The organism is Candidatus Thiosymbion oneisti, from assembly GCF_900092655.1.
GTDB lineage: Bacteria > Pseudomonadota > Gammaproteobacteria > Chromatiales > Chromatiaceae > Thiosymbion > Thiosymbion oneisti.
In genome coordinates, this window is record NZ_FLUY01001691.1 from 13303 (window position 1) to 32666 (window position 19364).

The 19364-nt window shown below is 55.4% G+C and carries 14 protein-coding genes and 2 pseudogenes; 13 read left to right on the forward strand and 3 right to left on the reverse strand.

Annotated elements, in window-relative coordinates; genetic code table 11:
* The first annotated feature begins 50 nt into the window (after positions 1 to 50).
* The 7 genes and pseudogenes from BQ17_RS17805 to BQ17_RS24420 form a co-directional block, all read left to right on the forward strand.
* Positions 51 to 2171 (forward strand): O-antigen ligase family protein, encoded by a 2121-nt coding sequence (locus BQ17_RS17805; RefSeq protein ID WP_089729397.1) that lies wholly within the window; start codon positions 51 to 53, stop codon positions 2169 to 2171.
* A complete protein-coding gene (locus tag BQ17_RS17810) occupies positions 2137 to 3834 on the forward strand; it encodes an ABC transporter ATP-binding protein (RefSeq protein ID WP_218068342.1) in 1698 nt (565 codons plus the stop codon). The genes BQ17_RS17805 and BQ17_RS17810 overlap by 35 nt, the downstream gene beginning before the upstream one ends.
* Positions 3831 to 5312, forward strand: coding sequence for a flippase (locus BQ17_RS17815; RefSeq protein ID WP_176722506.1), 1482 nt, complete (start codon positions 3831 to 3833; stop codon positions 5310 to 5312). The genes BQ17_RS17810 and BQ17_RS17815 overlap by 4 nt, the downstream gene beginning before the upstream one ends.
* Positions 5309 to 6301: a glycosyltransferase family 2 protein gene (locus BQ17_RS17820; RefSeq protein WP_089729403.1), complete on the forward strand. Its 993-nt coding sequence runs from the start codon at positions 5309 to 5311 to the stop codon at positions 6299 to 6301. The genes BQ17_RS17815 and BQ17_RS17820 overlap by 4 nt, the downstream gene beginning before the upstream one ends.
* Positions 6302 to 6922: 621 nt before the next feature.
* Positions 6923 to 7729, forward strand: coding sequence for a DUF2334 domain-containing protein (locus tag BQ17_RS17825; protein ID WP_256091670.1), 807 nt, complete (start codon positions 6923 to 6925; stop codon positions 7727 to 7729).
* Positions 7696 to 8799 carry a glycosyltransferase gene (locus tag BQ17_RS17830; RefSeq protein ID WP_089729408.1) on the forward strand — a complete coding sequence of 368 codons (1104 nt, stop codon included), beginning with the start codon at positions 7696 to 7698 and terminating at the stop codon, positions 8797 to 8799. Before BQ17_RS17825 ends, BQ17_RS17830 begins: the two co-directional genes overlap by 34 nt.
* A gap of 1 nt (position 8800) precedes the next feature.
* Positions 8801 to 9082, forward strand: a pseudogene (locus tag BQ17_RS24420) (glycosyltransferase family 2 protein); the annotation flags it as partial.
* A gap of 28 nt (positions 9083 to 9110) precedes the next feature.
* Here the strand turns inward: BQ17_RS24420 and BQ17_RS17840 are convergent.
* On the reverse strand, positions 9111 to 10232 hold the full coding sequence (locus BQ17_RS17840; protein WP_176722507.1) for an SGNH/GDSL hydrolase family protein: 1122 nt from the start codon (positions 10230 to 10232) through the stop codon (positions 9111 to 9113).
* Between the two features lie 58 nt (positions 10233 to 10290).
* Between BQ17_RS17840 and BQ17_RS17845 the strand changes: the two genes are divergently transcribed.
* The 6 genes from BQ17_RS17845 (at position 10291) to BQ17_RS17870 (ending at position 18105) form a co-directional block, all read left to right on the forward strand.
* On the forward strand, positions 10291 to 11403 hold the full coding sequence (locus BQ17_RS17845; protein WP_089729414.1) for a glycosyltransferase: 1113 nt from the start codon (positions 10291 to 10293) through the stop codon (positions 11401 to 11403).
* 140 nt (positions 11404 to 11543) lie between these two features.
* Positions 11544 to 12635 carry a glycosyltransferase gene (locus BQ17_RS17850; protein WP_089729416.1) on the forward strand — a complete coding sequence of 364 codons (1092 nt, stop codon included), beginning with the start codon at positions 11544 to 11546 and terminating at the stop codon, positions 12633 to 12635.
* Between the two features lie 68 nt (positions 12636 to 12703).
* Positions 12704 to 13846: a glycosyltransferase gene (locus BQ17_RS17855; protein ID WP_176722508.1), complete on the forward strand. Its 1143-nt coding sequence runs from the start codon at positions 12704 to 12706 to the stop codon at positions 13844 to 13846.
* Positions 13847 to 13893: 47 nt separating this feature from the next.
* Complete coding sequence (gene asnB / locus BQ17_RS17860; protein WP_089729420.1) at positions 13894 to 15915, forward strand: asparagine synthase (glutamine-hydrolyzing); 2022 nt, start codon at positions 13894 to 13896, stop codon at positions 15913 to 15915.
* A gap of 1 nt (position 15916) precedes the next feature.
* Complete coding sequence (locus BQ17_RS17865; protein WP_089729421.1) at positions 15917 to 16957, forward strand: EpsG family protein; 1041 nt, start codon at positions 15917 to 15919, stop codon at positions 16955 to 16957.
* A gap of 26 nt (positions 16958 to 16983) precedes the next feature.
* Positions 16984 to 18105 (forward strand): glycosyltransferase family 4 protein, encoded by a 1122-nt coding sequence (locus tag BQ17_RS17870; RefSeq protein ID WP_089729423.1) that lies wholly within the window; start codon positions 16984 to 16986, stop codon positions 18103 to 18105.
* On the opposite strand, the pseudogene BQ17_RS17875 reads toward BQ17_RS17870, so the two are convergent.
* Positions 18084 to 19121: pseudogene (locus BQ17_RS17875) on the reverse strand (IS481 family transposase). The gene BQ17_RS17870 and the pseudogene BQ17_RS17875 overlap by 22 nt on opposite strands.
* Before the next feature lie 25 nt (positions 19122 to 19146).
* The coding region (locus tag BQ17_RS17880) for an addiction module protein (protein ID WP_218068343.1) at positions 19147 to 19364 on the reverse strand (218 nt) is incomplete at its 5' end.

The following is a 19364-nucleotide window of genomic DNA, read 5'->3' on the forward strand; positions in this document are numbered from 1 at the left end:
GGGAACTTGCCAACCACAGTGATCACCTACGAGTTCGCCGACTCAACGAGATGTCCCCGTACCGAAAGCGCTCGGCCTTCAAGGTTTCGCCCGCCCCTGACCTAAGTAACACCACCCTATTTTGGTTGCTTGGGGGCATCCTCGTCTTTGCACCGCTGTTCCGCTCCGGCCAGCCCGCACTTGCCGTGTTGGTCCTCGAGTTACTCTCGGTTTTTTTGTTGGCCGTAACCTTGTGGCGACCGCGACGGAACCTCATCACACGCACGGAGACCCTGGCGCTGACGCTGCTTGTTAGCGTGCCCTTGTTGTATCTGATTCCGTTACCTGCGGAGTTGGTCGAGCGACTCCCCGGCCGGGAGCTCTATCTGGACGGGCGAGCCTTGCTATCGGGTGTGGAGGAGGGCGAGCCTGCCGGGCTGTCACTCTATCCCCGGGAGACCGAATCCGCGTTGTTGTTGCTGCTCTTACCGATTGCGGTCTTCATCGGCACGCGTGCGCTTGATGCGTCCCGCGTGCTCCGACTCGTTTTCCTGCTGTTGGCACTGGCGGCCTTACAGTCACTCCTCGGAATCCTCCAGTACAGTGCCAACGAGGGAAGCCCCCTCCTCTTCGGAATGCAGCTGTCCGCTTCCCACGCGAGGGGTACCTACACCAATGTCAATCATCTTGCCGGCTTGTTGGAAATGCTGTTGCCCGTCGCCCTCGCGCTCCTGGTTTACTCCATCAGGCGCCGGGATATTTCCAGGGAGCGAAAGTGGAAACGGCGGATGATCTTCTTTGCTTCCGGCCGGGGGCATTTAGCGTTCGTATATGGGGCGCTCGCATTGTTGCTGTTGGTCGGTATTATCTTTACCCGTTCGCGTACCGGGATCACGCTGAGCATGCTCGCGCTCTTGTTGTCGATGATGGCATTTGCCCAGCGCATCGGCGGTACCAATGTGTACGGGCCGATGGGGACGATCGTCGCCGTGGCGGTAGGCATGGGAATTACCACAGGCCTGGTGCCGGTGCTCGATCGGTTTTCTATTGCCGAGACAATCCATGATACACGCTGGTCCATCTTCTCAGCGACACTCGACGGCATCGGCACTTTCTTGCCGGTGGGAAGCGGACTGGGCACCTATCCTGATATTTTCCCCGCCTTCCAGCCGCCGGAGCTTGGCCAGTGGTTCATCAACCACGCGCACAACGACTACCTGGAGTGGTTGTTCGAAGGTGGTCTGCTCTTCGCCGCGCTGATCCTGTTGCTGCTCGTGCTCTATGTGCGGCAGTGGAGGTGGGTGTGGACTCGGAACGAGTGGTCGTGCTTTCAGTTCGTACAGGTCGCCGCGGGGATTGGGCTCCTGTTGCTGCTCCTACATTCCCTTTCGGACTTTAATCTGCACATCCCGGCCAATATCGCCTATTTTGCCTTTCTGGCCGCTGTGTTTTTCTCGGCGCCGGGAGGCAGGGTCGAATCCGTCCGCTCCATCCGCTCCAAGAAGCGACGTCGCACCCCATCGCTGGGAGAGGGCCGCTCCGCATCTGCGGTACCCGGAGAGGAACAGCCATCGGTGCCGGTTTGGAATGGTAATCGAGGTGTCGGCACGAGCCTCGACGATGACCCAAGTCGCATCCGCCAGACCCTCAGCGAGTTGACGCGCTGCATGCCGAGAGTGCTCCTGCTCCAGCTGGGCGGAGCGTCCGCCGAGGAAAAGGAAAAGTCGGTATCCGAGCTACGCGCGCTTGGGGACCGTTTGGCGGCCTACATCCAGGCAATCGAGCGGTACCTCCAAGATCGGCAGATGCCGGCGGACGAAAAGTCGGAACCCGGGGACGGTGTTCCCGGTCATCGGGACGATCTCGAGGCGCTACGGATGGATATCGAGGCCGTGATCGCGGCCGTGGATGCCTTCGTCGACCATCCGGGCCATAGCGGCAACTTCTCGCATCTCGACGCCAGGCTCGGGGATGCCGAGCAGCGGTACCGGGTGCTCACCGGCGAATCTGCCGTGGCGTCAACCTCGGTGCCGCAGGATACGCGGTTGCAGCGCCAGGTTGCAAGGGAACGCGAGCCGGTGACGACTGCGCAGGGGCCTGGACCGAGCGCACTCGCAGGCGAGGCGCCTACTGAACAAGTGGGACCGGATTCCTCCCGTGGGGCATCGGGGTCAGGCAGGACACGCGACTGACCCCGTGACCGGATCGCGCTTTACGAGTCTGCTGGCATACGTGACGCCTCACGGGGCAGTACTCTTGCTGGCCGTGGCATTCATGTTGGGCGAAAGTGCCATCGCGCTGGCGAATCCCTGGATTGCCGGCAGATTCGCTGACCTGGTAATCCAGCCTCCGACGACCGGGGAGATTGGAATCCCGGAGTTGACGGCGCTGTGGGCGCTGCTGCTGGCGGTTCAGAACGGTCTCAGCTTCGGCAATCGCTATCTCCTCGGCAGCATGAGCGAAACCATGCTCGCGAATCTGCGCACCCGACTCTATGACCACCTGCAATCATTGCCGCTGGCCTATTACCATCAGCAACGCCGCGGCGAGGTACTGGCCCTACTGGGAAACGACGCAGCGCAGATCGGCAACTTCGTGACCGGTACCCTGGTCAGCCTGCTTCCGCTCCTGCTCACCTTTATCGGCGCCTTCTACATGCTCTTCCGAATCAGCCCGACCATCGCCGCCCTGGCGGGGTTGGCGGTTCCCCTGTTCTTCCTGGTCATGAAGCTGATCGGGCGCCGCATGCGGCCGCTGTCCTCCGAGTGGGTGCGTACCCACGCCGCGATGTTCGCGACCCTGGAGGAGAACATCGGCATGCTCCCGGCCATCAAATCCTTTACCCGTGAGGCGCACGAATCGCGGCGTTTCCAACGCAGTAACCGCAAGCTACTCCGTATCGCCAAGGGTCGGCTCTTGATCGAGTCGCTGTTGACCCCAACGGTTCAGCTGCTGGCCGGGATAGGCCTGCTCCTGCTCCTGTACCTGAGCGCGTTGCAGGTATACAGCGGGACGCTACAGGCATCCGACCTGGTGAGCATTCTGCTCTATGGTATGCTTCTCACGCGACCGGTAAGCGGGCTGGCCGGAGTCTACGGCAGCGTGCAGACCGCGCGCGGCGCCGCCGGGCGCCTGATCGAGGCGTTTGCCTTGCGGCCGGAGCCGGACGATGTAGGGGCTCCGCCGCTCGGCTCGGTTTCCGGTCATATTTGCCTGGAGAACGTCCATTTTTCCTACCCGGGACGGCCGCCGGTGCTGACAGGGGTCGATCTGGAGATACGAGCGGGGGAGACGATCGCCCTAACGGGTGAAAACGGCTCGGGTAAGAGCTCGCTGGTTCATCTGCTGATGCGCTTCGCCGACCCTGACCATGGTCGCATCCTCGTGGATGGTACCGATATCCGCAGTGTGGGCATCGCGAGCCTGCGCAGCCGGATCGGCGTGGTGGCCCAGCACGTGCTGCTCCTGAACGGCTCCGTACGGGAGAACATCGCCTATGGGCGCCCGGCAGCGGACCAGAGCGAGATCGAGGCAGCGGCGAGGGCCGCCCAGGCGCATGGATTCATCCAACGCCTACCGCAGGGCTATGCTACCCACATCGGGGATCAGGGTATCCGCCTCTCCGGCGGTCAGCGCCAACGGATCGCCCTGGCCCGGGCCTTGCTGAAAGACCCACCGATCCTCGTGCTCGACGAGGCGACGGCCATGTTCGATCCTGATGGGGAACGCGCTTTCATCGAGGTATGCCGAGAAGTGCTGGCGCAACGCACGGTTATCCTGATTACCCATCGTCCTGCGGGCCTGGCACTGGCAGATCGCGTGCTGATATTGGAGCAAGGCCGCATTTCCGCATGAGCATTCGCCGCAACACCACCTATAATCTACTCGGGGCGGCCATTCCCTTTCCAGTATCGTTCGTTACTGTCCCGATCTACATCGGACTAATCGGAGAGGCGCGTTACGCCGTGCTGGCCATTGCATGGCTGTTGCTCGGCTACTTCGGGTTGTTCGATCTCGGGCTCGGGCGTGCCACCGCTCAGCGCATTGCCGCACTTGGTAACGCCGCCGCAGAGGAGCGCACGCGAACCTTCTGGACCGCGCTTATTGTGAATCTCGGTCTCGGCATCATCGGGGGCTTGCTCATATGGCCGGCCGCTGTCTACTTCTTCGAGAACCTGTTCAAGATCGAGGATGTCCTGCGCCCCGAGATCGAAGCCGCCGTCCCTTGGCTGATACTTGCGGTGCCGATGGCCACCACATCCGGTGTACTCACCGGCGCGCTTCAGGGCCGAGAGCGATTCCTCGAGCTGAACCTGATCTCTGTCTCGGGCACCGTGCTGTTCCAGCTGCTGCCGCTCTTCGCCGTGGTGGTTTGGGGGCCTGAGCTCGGTGTGCTGCTTCCCGCCGTACTGGCAGCACGTCTGTTTACCCTGCTGATGTTGTTCCAACGCTGCCGACGCCACCTCTTTCGCGGGTGCGTCGTGGCCATTTCATCCGAACACGCAGGCCACCTCCTTCGCTTCGGGGGCTGGGTGACGGTGACCGCATTCGTGGATCCCCTGATGGTGATCTTCGATCGCTTCGTCATTGGGGCCGTGTTGGGGGCGAAGAGCGTTACCTACTATACCGTCCCCTTTCAACTGGCCGAGCGCGGTACCATCATTCCCAGCGCCCTGATATCCGCCTTGTTTCCCCGTTTCGCCGCTGTCACGCGCAAAGAGGAAGAACACCTTGCGCAGGAGGGAATGTGCTTGCTGGCGGTGGTCATGACTCCGCTCGTCGCTGCGGGTGTCCTGTTGATGGAGCCCTTCTTGGCGTGGTGGATCGGACCCGTCTTCGCCGAGCAATCGACCCCGGTGGGCCAGGTTATTTTTCTGGGTTTTTGGGTCAGGAACTTTGTAAGCATCCCCCTTTCACAGCTTCAGTCACGCGGGCGCCCGGATCTGGTTGCCAAGTGCCATCTGGTCGAGGTACTCCCTTACTTCGGCCTCTTATATCTGGGCTTGAGCGAGCTCGGCCTGGTTGGCGTGGCGGTGGCTTTTTCCCTGCGCGCCGTAGCGGACTTTGTGCTACTCGCCGGGCTCGCCGGTACCCTGCACCGTTCGCTGCACATACTGGCCGTGCCCGCATTTCTGCTTGCGGTAGCCTACGGAATCGCAGACCACACCACTGCCGGCCAACCTGAGTGGTATCTCTTGGTTACCGGTTACCAGCTTATTACAGTAATCTGGGTGTGGCACCAAGCCCCGTCTTCCCTCCGCCAACTCACTCTTAGGGTGTTCAGGCGGTTAGCAAAGCACGGCCGCACAGCGAAACTCAAGGTACGCTCATGAACGCACCTGACACCCAAATACTGGTTTCGATACTTACACCGACCTGGAATCGTGCATCCTATATCCGTCGTGTATGGGAGAGTTTGAAATCGCAAACTTGCAAAAACTTTGAATGGATCATAGCGGACGATGGATCTACCGACGATACGGAAAAAGTCGTCAGAGAATTATCAAATCACTCCGATTTTCCAATTGTGCTGATTCGTGCCGATTCACATGTGGGAAAAGCCTTTATGGACAACCAGGCAGTCGTGCAAGCGCAGGGGGAATTTATTCTATGGAGTGATTCGGACGACTATTTGGCGCCAAATGCGCTTGAACGCTTGTTGGACACGTGGTTTTCTATTCCGCCAGACGTGCGTGACGACTATGTTGGCGTCACCGCCCTTTGTGCCACGGATGAAGGGGTTGTCGTCAACCCCTTTCCCGATGTAGAACAGACTGATGTCAGTTGGAACGACTTGGCTGGAATGCACAAAGTCACCCGGGATATGCTGTTTTTCACTCGGGCGAGCGCATTGAAGGCATGTCCGTTCCCGGAGGTCGATCTGGTCATCCCGGAAAGCGTGGTCTGGACGCAAATCGGACACCGGAAGACAAGACTGATTTCAGAGGTCTTGATGATCAAAGAATATAAGGCGGACAATCGCATTTCATTCACTGGTTGTATGGCCTACAACCGAGGGCGTGCCTATGCGTTGGCGACCACTGAGAGAAATTTGCGGTCCTATACTCGGGGATGGAGAATCAGGGCGTGGCATTTGATTACGTTCCTTCGTTATAGTATACATGGAGAGCTCGCGATGCGTGAGGTCTTGCGCTTGTGGGGTAATAATACCAGCCGATTTGCATTATGGGCATCACTCCCGGTTGCATGGTTACTTGCAATCAAGGATATGCGGCAGGGCAAGGTGAAAAAAACGCATCGAGAATTTCTGGCAGTACGAAACACTGTACAAACATATGTGGTTCGACTCGGTAAGGCCTAAGCCCATGATACGCACGATCATAAGAAAATATCGCACAATGCGTAAGATGATACGTGAAATAGGTTTTCTACGTACCTTGCGTATTACTGTGGACAAGATAGCCCTCACATTACTTCAGAAAGTATACGGGTTCCATCCTGTTCATGTAATAACACCTCTTTCCGCAAGACCCTACCGGCATATCGTAGCCGACCTTGCAAACGGTTTAAAGCCACGCTGTGTAGTCGAGGTAGGATGTGGTCTAGGTATTATCCTATCATTGATAAGAGCTCCGAATCGCTTTGGCTATGATGTGGACGAGGGGGCCATCAGGGCGGCTCGTTTACTTCGGCGCGGGGTGAGCTTTACCCATGGCGATATCACGACTGTCTCTCAGCGACCGATCGATGTGTTGATCCTGGTGAATTGGATACATGAATATAGTCCGGAGCAACTGGACATGTGGCTTTCGCCCATGCTTTCATATACATCGTATCTGCTTATGGATGCTATCGATCCGGATGGACCTGAGGGTTATCGGTATCGACACGATTTTAAATTTCTGGAAACCCGGGTCCGTCGTGTGGAAACTCGTCCGGTCCCGAACGAAACGCGAAGTATTATTTTATATGAAGTGACACTGTGAACACCCGGTATCTCATTCGTCTCGATGATGCATGTCCCACGATGGACGCTGTCAAGTGGGATGCATTGGAATCCGTATTGGACGAATCCGGTATTAAGCCGTTGGTCGCCGTAGTACCTGACAACAAGGATTCAATGTTGGAGATAGATGGGTATGACCCCGCATTCTGGGACCGGGTGCTTGATTGGCAGAAAAAGGGATGGACGATTGCCATGCATGGTTTTCAGCACTTGTTTCATCCGATTGAACGAAGGCGCTTGTTAATACCATTTTATGACCACAGCGAATTTGCGGGGTTGAGTGAGCAGGAGCAGGCCAAAAAGATTAGAAACTCCTGGCAATTATTTTTAGATAGAGGAATCGAGCCAACTGTGTGGATTGCACCAGCACATTGTTTCGACTTGGGAACACTTCGGGCGCTCAAAGCAGAAACTCCGATCCGTATTGTCAACGATGGTATTGCCTGCAAACAATTCTATGAGCATGGGTTATATTGGATACCACAGCAGCTTTGGGCGCTGTCGAGAAAGCCTTTCGGCCTCTGGACGGTATGTTTGCACCCCAATAGCATGACAGTGGAGCAGATCGAAGCGTTTAGAGATAAATTAACGTTGGATATATTTCGTTCACGCATCATCTCTATGGAAGAAGTGTATCTGCGTAAGCGTAAAAGGTCGCTGCTTGATCGTGCCTATTCAGTCTGGTTCTGGCAACGGGATGGAATATTCCGTGCCCTTTATCTGCTACGTAACCGATTAGGAGCAAGCGTATGGGAAAAATTGCCATTTTGCTCCCTGGTCTAAAATTTGGTGGAACCGAACGGGTTGCGCTCAATCTAGCGCGTGCGCTGAAAGCTGAAGGATTCAAGATCGACTTCATCTTGATGAGCTATGAAGGCGAATTTTTGGCGGAGGTTGAAAGCAGTTTCGATGTGTACAATCTTAGATGCAATCGAACCTGGAAACTGCCGATGCGGCTTCTGGATTATATTGTTAAGCAGAAACCCAATGCGCTTATTTCGAGTTTTTGGAAGCTCAACGTGTGTGCCTGTCTGACACGGCTCGTCTATCCAGCATATAATTTAATCTTGTGGGAACATTCCCAGCCCAGCAAAAGTGATAATAGTCCTACCTGGCTCTACAGTATCAGCGCCAGTCTGATTTATCAGCTCGCAACCAAGGTGGTGGTCGTATCCAGTGATGTATTCAAGGATGTGCAGCGTATCACCCTGGGATTAGGCCGCAAACTGATGATTATTTTCAATCCGATATCACCCCCGGCTTTTAAATTATGTATCTCACAGCGAGAAGCTGGGAGCCGTAATATCATCTGGGTCGGACGGCTGGACGAGCCCAAAAACCCAGGTTTAATGCTGGACACGTTCGTGACGTTGATAAAAAAGGATAAGAATTATCGACTCGACTTTGTGGGGGACGGAAAACTACGCTCTGAGCTGGTACAGCATTCTCTGTCGTTGGGACTGCAGGATAATGTGCGTTTTTTAGGATTTCAGCCGGATCCCTATGTATTGATGGCAAGGGCGAATTTACTTGTGCTTACTTCGAATCGGGAAGGTTTTGGTAATGTATTGGTGGAAGCCCTTTATTGCGGGCTGCATGTAGTCAGCACGGATTGCGGAGAGGGTATTCGTGATATCCTGCAGAATAATCGCTATGGTTCGATCGTGCCCACCAAAGATAAGAACGCCTTAGCTACTGCCATCGAACGCGAATTCGATACCGAACATGACTGGCGTGCCCAAATCGAAGGAGCGCAACGGTTTCTGCCGCGGAAGATCGCGTTGCAGTTTATTGAAGCATTGGACCTGGGGAGAACATCGATGATATACCCTCGAGGTGATAGCCAAGTTTAGCATGCGTCCATTAGTTTCTATTATCGTCATTACCTACAATCAGGCGGATATCACAGAAGAAGCCGTAAGGTCCGTGTTTGCGCAGGATTATAGCCCACTTGAGATTATCCTGAGCGATGACTACTCGACCGATCATACATTCGATATTCTGCGGAGATGTAAGGATCACTATGAAGGCCCTCACGAAGTCACGCTCAATAGAAACTCGACTAATCTTGGTATTGGTAAGCATTGGGACACGATAAGTAGGCAAGCAAATGGGGTCCTCATCGTTCATGCCGCAGGAGACGATGTTTCTGTTCCTTTGCGGTTCATTGTAAATTTCCGAGTCGATCCGCTATCAATTCAGCAACATACTGTGACCCATTATTATTTAAATGAGCAAAGTCGTACATATAGGCATTATCCTGGGGAACTTCTTTCTCTAAATCTATAACTTGCACCTTATTGATTCGCCCTGTCTTTCTTATCGAATCATTCATTTCATCATAGAGGTCTTTAAACTCGTCATAAGCAATCCCAACATTATTTAGCTTAGGCATCAACGCATTGACTATCACCGCGTCCGGCCTATCCTTAAATCTGCTTGCTTGAGTCATTAATATTGGCATGATTTTATGTACCCTGGAAATATTTATAAAATTCAACAAGCTCCTTTCAAATTGTTGAAGTATCTCGTGTTTATTTATGGTTAACTGTTTTCCGCGTAAATGCGTGAACTCATCGCCAACGAGGAATCTCATTTTCAATACTACCAGTTTATCATATAGTCTTGGAAGTGCAGCCCTTGTGATGGCTTTTATGCCGCTGGAAAACCCATACACCTTCATTAGAGATTTATTTGGATTTTCATTCCAATAATTCTTTTCATACAGCAATACATTCAAGTCATTAACATTATGCATCATAATGGCAACATCAGGATCTAACGCTATTCCCTTGTTCAACAAGATATTATTCGAATGCATCGAGTTATTACCGCTTACTCCGCTATTGAATGAGTTTACTTTCCTTCCATTTTCCTCCAACAACCTACCGACCAGATAGGGGAACCTATTATTCTCATCAACATAGAGGCACTCTGTTGTGGAACCACCGAGGAAAATTATCGTTAAATCCGGTTTATCGTGTATTCTTGAGGGGTACAGGTAACCATCCCTATCAATCTCAAATCTGTACTCTTTTTTAACCAAGCTATCCGTATTTTCCATATATGCATCAGTAGGAACAAGATACTTCACAGTTGAGGGAATATGCTCTCTGAGTCTGATATTTCTGACTTCAGTACCTATTTTTTCCATTGGTGTTACCAGGGACAATAGTATTTCAGCTCCATAAATGGAAAAAAGCAGCGATACCGCCAGAAAAATCACTGACATCTTCTTGGGGTGCTTTTCAACTCCAGTGTGTTTCATTTTTCTTATTTTTCTCATAGTTATTTCTCGGACTTGGCTCATAATCACATGGAACTGACATCTAAGGTTATCCCACATGACTGATTCATTGAATCCATCAGCATCTCGCGTTATGCTGGTGACGAAAAAACTGCAGGATTTCCCAGTGGGTGGCCGGGAACAATTGTGTAAGCTGAATTATAATGCACTTATGGAAATTTTCGGCGACAGATTGGTAGTGTATGAATTGCCTGGGAATAAATTGCAGGCAAATGTCATCAGGAAGATTTTTAGCGGGCACATCGATGGGTTGAATAACGAGGTTATCGGCGAGGCGCAGAAAAAGATCAAAGAAGAGGGTATCGGCATTATTTTTGTGGATGGCTCGAATTTGGGTGAATTCGTTAAAGTCACCAAGCGAAATTTTCCGGAAATTTCAGTGAGCACCTTTTTCCATAATGTGGAAGCGAGATTTTTCTTGGGGGCGTTGAGACATTCCAAGACATTACACGCTCTGGCAGTATTGATTGCCAATTACCTCGCGGAACGTAAAGCCGTGCAATACAGCGACAAGATCATTTGCATGACCAACCGAGACAGCAGTCTTCTTCAGAGGCTCTATGGCCACCCGGCGACACATCTTTCAGCGCTGGCCATAAGAGACCAACTCCCGCCGGGCAGCGGTGTAACCACGCGTGTGCTGCACGGGAAATATGCCCTGTTTGTAGGGGGAGCCTTCTATGCCAATCGTGCGGGTATATCCTGGTTCGTAAGACACGTGGTTCCTCATATTCGGATTAAGACATGCATTGTCGGTAAGGGGTTTGAAAAGCTGAAGCACGAGCTGGGGCACGCAGGGAAGGTCGAGATTGTCGGTGTAGTGGACTCGCTTGCCGAGTGGTATCGGGATGCTCATTTCGTAATCGCTCCGATATTTGATGGTTCAGGGATGAAGACCAAAGTCGCGGAGGCATTGATGCATGGTAAGAAGATCATTGGCACGCCTGATGCGTTTTCCGGTTATGAAGACGTTGTGGAACATGCAGGCCAGGTATGCACGACAGCCGATGAGTTCATCGCAGCGATCGGTAGCGCCAAGGACGAGATTGTAAGTTCGTTCGATCCAGAGTTGCGTATGCTCTACGAGGAAAAGTATTCTCATCCGGCTGCGCGGTCGCGTCTCGCTGGAATTCTTTGTTCAGTCGAATGAAGTTACCAAGAGAAACATGGGTTCTTATGGTCGGAGCATTTGCAGACTCGTGTCAAATGCTGATTGCCGGAAAGGTATCGGGTTTCCACCAAGTATTGGTATGGCTGGCTTCGAGGTACACTTGAGGCGGAGTTGCCAAAGTGAAGATTTGTATTGCGGTCTCGCTATATGACATTTCCGGTGTTCCACTGGCACAACTCCGATTTGCACAAGCGTTGGCAAACAAGGGATACGAAGTCGATCTGGTGATTGGCCATATCGATCCTCAGTACGATTTCCCTGAGCTGGCGGGTGTGACCGTACGCGAGCTGGAGCGACGACATGTCCGAGGGATGCTATTGCCCTTGTGGCGTTATCTGCGGTCGGATCGGCCGGACGTGGTGTTTTCCGCCGAAGACCATCTCAACGCCGTCGTGTTGCTCGCCGCGATCATTGCCGGCTCGCAGGTGAAGATCAGCGGTTCGTCGCGGGTGACGCCGTTCGATACCTACTCCAACGTGCCCTTCACGAAACGCTGGGTGCTGAAGCAGTTCATGCGCGCCGTCATGTGGCGGGCGGATGCGTTGACCTGTGTATCGAAGGACATGGTAGACCAATACCGGCGTGTGTTCGATACACCTCCGCACGTCTGTGTCTACAATATCGTAGATGACAAGTTGTCGCGCCTCAGAATGCAGGAGGCGGTGGAACACGGATGGCTCATCCACAAGCAGGAGCCGGTACTGATCGCAGCGGGTAGCTTAGCACCCTGGAAGGGTTTTGCGGACCTGATTCACGCCATGAAAGAGCTTTCCCGCAGCAGGCGTGCCCGCTTGATAATACTCGGGGATGGGCCACTGCGGATTGAACTGGAAGCCTTGATCGCCGAGCTCGACTTGACGAATCTTGTCGACCTGCCCGGGTATGTCGGGAACCCACTGAAATACTTTGCACGTGCGGACGTCTTTGTGTTGTCTTCCCATGTCGAGGGCCTGCCGAATGTACTCGTCGAAGCCATGATGTGCGGGTGCACACCGGTCTCCACAGATTGCCCTACCGGTCCCCGAGAAATCCTTCAGGATGGAAAATACGGATACCTGGTTCCCATGCAAGATCCGATCGCCTTGGCGGCTGGTATTGAACAGGCCCTAATCAAGCCGATACCAAAGGACCGCCTTGCTGAGGCAGTGCAGCCATTCGACGAGGAAACGGTCATTAAAAGGCATCTCGAGATCCTGGGCCTTACCAGATAGGGTCTAGAGCACTACCCTTTTAATCAGAACAACTTGGTGAGCGTTTAGTACTCCGTGAAGGAATGCAAGTGCAATCCGGTTCCAAGATGCTGATTTTGCATATTATTACTACGATCGACCGGGGCGGCGCGGAGAACCACTTGGCGGAACTGGTCTCAGGTCAGATCGCTAAGGGGCATGCTGTCGCTGTCGCCTATCTGAAGGGCAACGGTTATTGGGCAGAGTATTATCGTAAGCTCAGCGTCGAAGTGTTTCCGCTCGGGTTGAAGCGGTATGGTGATATCAAGCCACTCCTGTTGTTACGCAAAGCAATCTCCGTTTTTCGTCCGGACGTGGTTCACGCGCATATGCCGCCCGCCGAACTGTATGGGAGGTTGTCTTTGATCGGGGCGTCGAGTTCGATCGTCTTCATTATTTCGAAACACTTGGATGGGGGGTTTTTCCACGGCTCGGAAGGGCAAACGGAGTCGCTCCTCGGCGCCGCTTCAGCACGACTCGTGGCCAGGCGCGCGAAACACGTCATTGCAGTCTCTCAGGCCGTGAAGAATTTCGTAACCTCGGAGCTGGTCGGTTTGCCCACGGACGAGGTCACGGTCGTCAGGCACGGCATCGGAACCGATGCTTACGAGGGGGTATCGGCCGGCGCGGTAGCAGACATTCGGCGCCGGTTTGGAATCACCGACGATGAAATCACGATTGGCACCGTCGCAAGGTTGGTACCCCAGAAGTCGCTTCATATCCTGCTCGCAGCATTCAGCCGATTTCATGCCCGGGCGGCCTGCAAGTCCAAGCTGCTTATCATAGGAACCGGACCGCTCGAGGCCGATCTACGCAAGTTGGCCGACGACCTCGATATCTCCGAAAGCGTCGTTTGGGCCGGGTTCCGGGAGGATATCCCGGTGCTCATGAAGGCGATGGATGTCTTCGCGCTTACGTCGGAATATGAGGGGTTCGGGGTGGTCCTGATCGAAGCGATGGCGGCTGAAAAACCGGTCATCGCCAGCTGCATCAGTGCCATTCCGGAGGTTGTCGAGGATGGTGTCTCGGGAATCCTATACCCATACGGGGATGTGTCCGCGCTGGTGGACGGCTTGGAAAGACTGCTTGACGCATCGGTGCGCAAACGCTATGGAGAGGCCGGAAAGGCGCGCGTGTATGAGTGCTTTTCGCCGGGCAGAATGGTCGCGCAAACCTTATCCCTGTATGGCTGAATCGAATTAGACCTTAACCACTACCCAAGAGGAGTTTCTAGCGGCAGATGTGCGGCGTCGCGGGCGTTTTTTTCCGCACGGCTACCTCGGTGGATGCTGCAGTTCAGGCTGCGAGGCGCATGGCAGGTGCATTGGTTCACCGGGGTCCCGACGACGGTGGGTACTGGGTCGACAGGGATGTGGGGATTATCTTGATCCACCGGCGTTTGTCGATCTTGGATCTCTCCCCGACCGGCCACCAGCCGATGGTTTCGGCGAGCGGGCGCTTTGTGTTGGTCTTTAACGGCGAGATCTACAACCATTTAGAGTTACGCAAGGAGCTGGAACGAGAGGGGGTTCAAGCCCCTCTGTCCGGTCCTCTCCCGGAGGAAGAGGGGGTGTATGCGCCATGGCGGGGGCATTCGGACACGGAGACCTTGCTTGCGGCCTGTGAGCGGTGGGGATTGGAGGAAACGTTGCGCCGCGCGGTGGGTATGTTTGCTATCGCCTTGTGGGACCGGGCCGAGCGGCAATTGCATCTGGCGCGCGACCGGTTGGGCGAGAAGCCCCTCTATTACGGGTGGTGCAGGGGTGGGTTCGTCTTCGCCTCCGAGCTCAAGGCGCTGCGTCGGTTTCCAGGTTTCGATAACCCGGTCGATCGGAATGCGTTGGCGGCCTATCTACGCTTCCTCTATGTGCCTGAACCCTGGTCGATCTATCAGGGGATCTACAAGCTGGAGCCCGGCTGCCGACTGACGCTGATGGGAGAGGGCGTTACCAACCTACCATCCGCTCCACCACACGCACCGATGGATGCGCGAGGGCTGTCGTTGCGGCGTTGGTGGTCCCTGCATCGAGTCACGGAGGCGGGAAATGCCGCTCCGCCGGGGGACGAGACGACAGCGGTCAGCGCGCTCGAGGAGCGGCTGCGCGAGTCGATCCGGCTCCAGTCCGTCGCCGACGTACCCCTCGGGGCCTTCCTTTCCGGCGGGGTGGATTCGTCCACCATCGTCGCCTTGATGCAGTCGGAGGCGGTGGCGCCGGTCAGGACCTTCACCATCGGGTTCGAGGACGCCGCATACGATGAGGCCATTTACGCCCGCGCCATCGCTCACCATCTGGGCACGGATCACACGGAGCTCTCCGTGACTCCTCATGAGACCCTGGATGTCATACCGCAACTGCCGCGCATCTACGACGAGCCGTTCGCCGATTCTTCCCAGATCCCAACCCTTTTGGTCTGTCGGCAGGCACGGCGGCATGTCACCGTGGCGCTTTCCGGCGATGCCGGCGATGAGCTGTTCGGAGGCTACAACCGCTATCTCTGGGTGCAACGCATCTGGACTAAGCTCGCCTGGATGCCATGGCCCGTTCGCCAGGCTGCGGTGCGATTGATCCTGAGCCGGTCCGTGGACCGTTGGGATACGCTCGGTGCCTGGTTGAAAATCCGTGTGAATCTCCTCGGTGACAAGGCCCATAAGCTGGCGGAGGGGTTATCAGGCGTGCATGACCTCGACGATCTCTACCATAACCTGGTTTCCGAATGGAAACAGCCGACGACCGTCGTGCTAGGTGCACGAGAAGTATCGACCCTGTTGGCCCATCGTGATGAATGGCCTGTGCTGCGCGAGCCTGAACACCGGATGATGTATCTCGATGCCATGACCTATCTCCCGGGCGATATCCTGTGTAAGGTCGATCGGGCAGCCATGGCGGTCTCATTGGAGACCCGGGCGCCTTTTCTGGATCATCGGGTGGTGGAGTTCGCGTGGCGGATGCCGTTGGCGATGAAGATCCGCGGCGGGGTGGGTAAATGGCCGCTACGCCGGATCCTCTACAAGTATGTGCCGCGGGAGCTGATCGAACGGCCCAAGCAGGGTTTCGGCATTCCGCTGGCGGAGTGGCTGCGTGGTCCCCTGCGGGACTGGGCCGAAGACCTGCTGGATGAGCGACGCCTGAATGATGAGGGCTTCCTCAATCCCGTTCCTATCCGCCGGTACTGGCGGGAACACCTGGGCAGGCGGCGTAACCGCCAGCATGCGCTCTGGGCGGTACTGATGTTCCAGGCCTGGTTGGAAGCGCGAACCTAAGATGCTTGCTTACTGGTTTCTCTACGTACTCCCCGCGATCCCGGCGTTCGTTGGGGTGAGACGGCCTAACATGTTCTCTCTGCCCTGGATTGCCGTTGGCCTGCTGTTCATCCTCGCAATCGGTTTCCGCGAGCAAGTCGGTGGGGACTGGGACAGCTACCTCATACGCTACGACAGCCTCATCGAAGCGCCTGTGGACCAGGTCCTCGCTTCGGATCCCGGGTACAGATTGCTCAACCGGCTCATGGCCAAATGGGACTGGCAGATCTATGGGATCAACACCGTCTGCGGGGCGATCTTCATCCTGGGGCTGTTCGCATACTGTCGACAGTTGCCCGCACCTTGGCTGGGTTTTGCGGTAGCGGTGCCCTATCTGATCATCGTTATGGCCATGGGCTATACCAGGCAGAGCGTTGCCCTCGGCTTCTTCCTTCTCGCCCTGGCTGATATAGAGCGTGGTCACTTCCTGCGGTATATCCTTTGGGTGGCCCTAGGTACGACCTTTCATAAGAGCGCGGTGCTGCTTGTGCCGCTGGGTATCTTTACTACTCAACGGAAAAGTTGGTTCTGGCGTGTCATCGCGGTAGCGACGGCGGCTTACGGCCTGTGGGACCTTTTTCTGGAAGAACACCAGGAAGATCTCTGGAAGCTATATTATGTGGACCAGAAAATGGAATCGCAGGGGGCGAGGATCAGGGTCCTGATGAACCTGGTACCGAGCCTGTTGCTACTCTTGTACGCGAAGCGGTGGAAGCAGCTGTTTCCTGCCTACCAAGTTTGGTTTTGGCTATCCATTGCCGCGCTGATCAGTGTTGTCTTCGTCGATTTCGCAACCACCGCGGTGGATCGTATTTCCCTCTATTTCACACCCTTGCAGGTCGCGGTCTTTGCACGCTTGCCGGTGCTGCTGGGCGATCGGTTTCCGCCACCGTTCCTGCGCCTCGGTATCCTCATGGGATACGCCGCAGTGCTCTTTGTCTGGTTGAATTATGCGACCCATGCCAAGTATTGGCTGCCGTACCGGAACATTCTGTTGCAATAGCACGGCCGATATTGAGAACCGAGCAAATGAAGGTCCTATTTTTTGCCAACACGGACTGGTATCTCTACAACTTTCGGCTCGGACTTGCGCGCTTCCTGCGTGAGCGAGGGATGGAAGTCGTGATGATGTCGCCGCATGGAGTCTATGGCCCCCGTATCAAAGCGGCAGGTTTTCGCTGGTTTCCGCTGCCGATGGACCGGCGTAGCCTGAACCTGATCAGCGAACTGACACTGCTGAGGCAGATTTCGGAGGTCTTCCGAACGGAAAAGCCGGATGTGATCCACAACTTCACCATAAAATGTGTAGTGTACAGCTCGCTCGTGGCCCGGTGGCTTGGGATCAGTCGGCGCATCAATGCGGTTACTGGGCTCGGTCATGTGTTCACCAGCGATTCCCTGCAGGCGAGGCTGCTCAGACCGCTGGTGAAATTGCTCCTCAGGTTCGCGCTCAGCGGTCCTGGAAGCCGGTTGATCTTACAGAATCCGGACGATGTGCACCTTTTTGCCGCGCTCGGCTCAGTCGAGGACGAACGGATTCGCCTCATCAGAAGCTCCGGCGTTGATACCCTCCGTTTTACCCCGTTCGAACGGGAGCGGGACGGACCTTTCCGGGTTCTTCTCGCTTCGCGTCTGTTGTGGGAGAAGGGTATCCGAGAATATATCGATGCCGCCGAGCGACTGGGTTCGAGGGTGAGGGGAGTGGAGTTCCTATTGGCGGGCGTATCGGACCCGGGCAACCCTGCCGCGGTGCCGGAAGCGGACATCGCCCAGTGGGACGAGGCGGGAGTGGTCAAGGTACTCGGACATGTGGAGGACATGGCGCGCTTGATGCACACCGTGGATCTGGTTGTACTACCGAGCTACCGGGAGGGTGCCCCCAAGGGTCTGATCGAGGCGGCGGCCATGGGGTTGCCTATTATCACCACGGATGCGCCTGGGTGCCGGGAGGTGGTGGACGACGGGGTCAACGGATTTCTGGTTCCCGTCGGGGATGCGACGGCATTGAGCGACAGGATCGAGTACCTGCTCAACACCTCGGATGTGTGCCGGCGGTTCGGTGCCGCCGGGCGCAAGAAGGTGCTGGAGGAGTTCGATGAGCGGATCGTGTTCCGAAAGACCTATGCCGTCTACCAGGAATTGAGGGGTTGACCGGTTGGGTTTCCACCGCTTTGAATCGCTGTTAGGCAAATGTCAGGTCCCGGATGATTGCGAGGATTTTTTTTAATAAAGTTGGGGTTGCTGTGGGTACCATTGTTGGAGCGTCTGGAGAGGCGTTTTGTAGTGCAAGTTTTGCTGCGGGATATGGTGATTATACAGGTAGACGAAGTGTCTGAGGGTTGCCTTCAGGGAGGCGGCAGAGTCGAAGCGGTTGGTGCGCAGCACGTCGGCGATGCGGCCATTGAAGCGTTCGATCATGCCGTTGGTGCGCGGGGTTGTGGGTTTGATCAGGCGATGCTCGATGCGGTTGTCGGCACAGACCTGATCGAAGACCTGGGCGCCGGTTGGTGGCGCTCGCCGGTGGCGCAGAAGCGGTCGGTAAATTCCTTGCCGTTGTCGGTGAGGACGGTGTTGATGGTGAAGGGTGCCTTCGCGATCAAGCGTTTCAAGAAGCCGCTGGCGGCGGTTGCTGACTTGTCCTTAAGGATCTCCACGTAGCCCCAGCGGGTGGCGCGATCAAATGGCCGCGAACAGGTAGGTGCGTTAGTCTTGGTCCGGCATTTGGGGCCGGTACTTGACATCGACATGCACAAAGCCGGGCGGGTAATCCTTGAAGGTTTTGTAGGGGGGCGTCTGGGCGCCTTCCTCCTGCGGCAGCAGGGCCTTGAGGTTGGAGACGCCATGGCGGCGCAGACAGCGGTCGAGGCTGGAGCGGGAAACTTCGGGGTGGATGAACTCCCAAGTCACCACCAGCCGGTCATCGAGCGGCAGTAGCAGCGTCTTGCGCAGCTCCACGACCACGGCTGCCTGGTCGGGGTCAGGGTGGTCTGCAGGCGGTGCGGCGTGTGCGAGCCATCGGCAACACCGTCCCGGCGCTTCCAGCGGCGGATGGTATCCTCACTCACGCCCAACTCATCGGCGAGCTGGGTGACGGACTGGTGGGACACCTGAATGTACTGGCGGGTTTTCGGAGTCGTCGTCGCATTGGTATACAAGTGGATATTCATGGTGCATTCTCCGGTACAGACGTGGCTACCAGCAACTCCATGACCTCTCGGGCACGCAACAATGCCCCATTCTTTCCTCAAGAACATCCCGATGCCATTCAGGAGACTCAATCTCGATCTCATCATAAAGAAGGGTATCCCATATAGCCTCCATAGTTTGGAGACACTCAATAGTGCTCATTTTTTTAATTTCAGATGTATTCATAGGTATCAACCTTATTGTTTTAGGAGTTTTCCATTGAA

What these genes read in the sequence shown, in the direction of transcription:
- BQ17_RS17830 (WP_089729408.1), top strand. Translation starts at nt 7,696, where the DNA reads ATGGGAAAAATTGCCATTTTGCTCCCTGGTCTAAAATTTGGTGGAACC.
- BQ17_RS17820 (WP_089729403.1), top strand. Translation starts at nt 5,309, where the DNA reads ATGAACGCACCTGACACCCAAATACTGGTTTCGATACTTACACCGACC.
- BQ17_RS17840 (WP_176722507.1), bottom strand. Translation starts at nt 10,232, where the DNA reads ATGAGAAAAATAAGAAAAATGAAACACACTGGAGTTGAAAAGCACCCC.
- BQ17_RS17815 (WP_176722506.1), top strand. Translation starts at nt 3,831, where the DNA reads ATGAGCATTCGCCGCAACACCACCTATAATCTACTCGGGGCGGCCATT.
- BQ17_RS17870 (WP_089729423.1), top strand. Translation starts at nt 16,984, where the DNA reads ATGAAGGTCCTATTTTTTGCCAACACGGACTGGTATCTCTACAACTTT.
- BQ17_RS17805 (WP_089729397.1), top strand. Translation starts at nt 51, where the DNA reads ATGTCCCCGTACCGAAAGCGCTCGGCCTTCAAGGTTTCGCCCGCCCCT.
- BQ17_RS17845 (WP_089729414.1), top strand. Translation starts at nt 10,291, where the DNA reads ATGACTGATTCATTGAATCCATCAGCATCTCGCGTTATGCTGGTGACG.
- asnB (WP_089729420.1), top strand. Translation starts at nt 13,894, where the DNA reads ATGTGCGGCGTCGCGGGCGTTTTTTTCCGCACGGCTACCTCGGTGGAT.
- BQ17_RS17865 (WP_089729421.1), top strand. Translation starts at nt 15,917, where the DNA reads ATGCTTGCTTACTGGTTTCTCTACGTACTCCCCGCGATCCCGGCGTTC.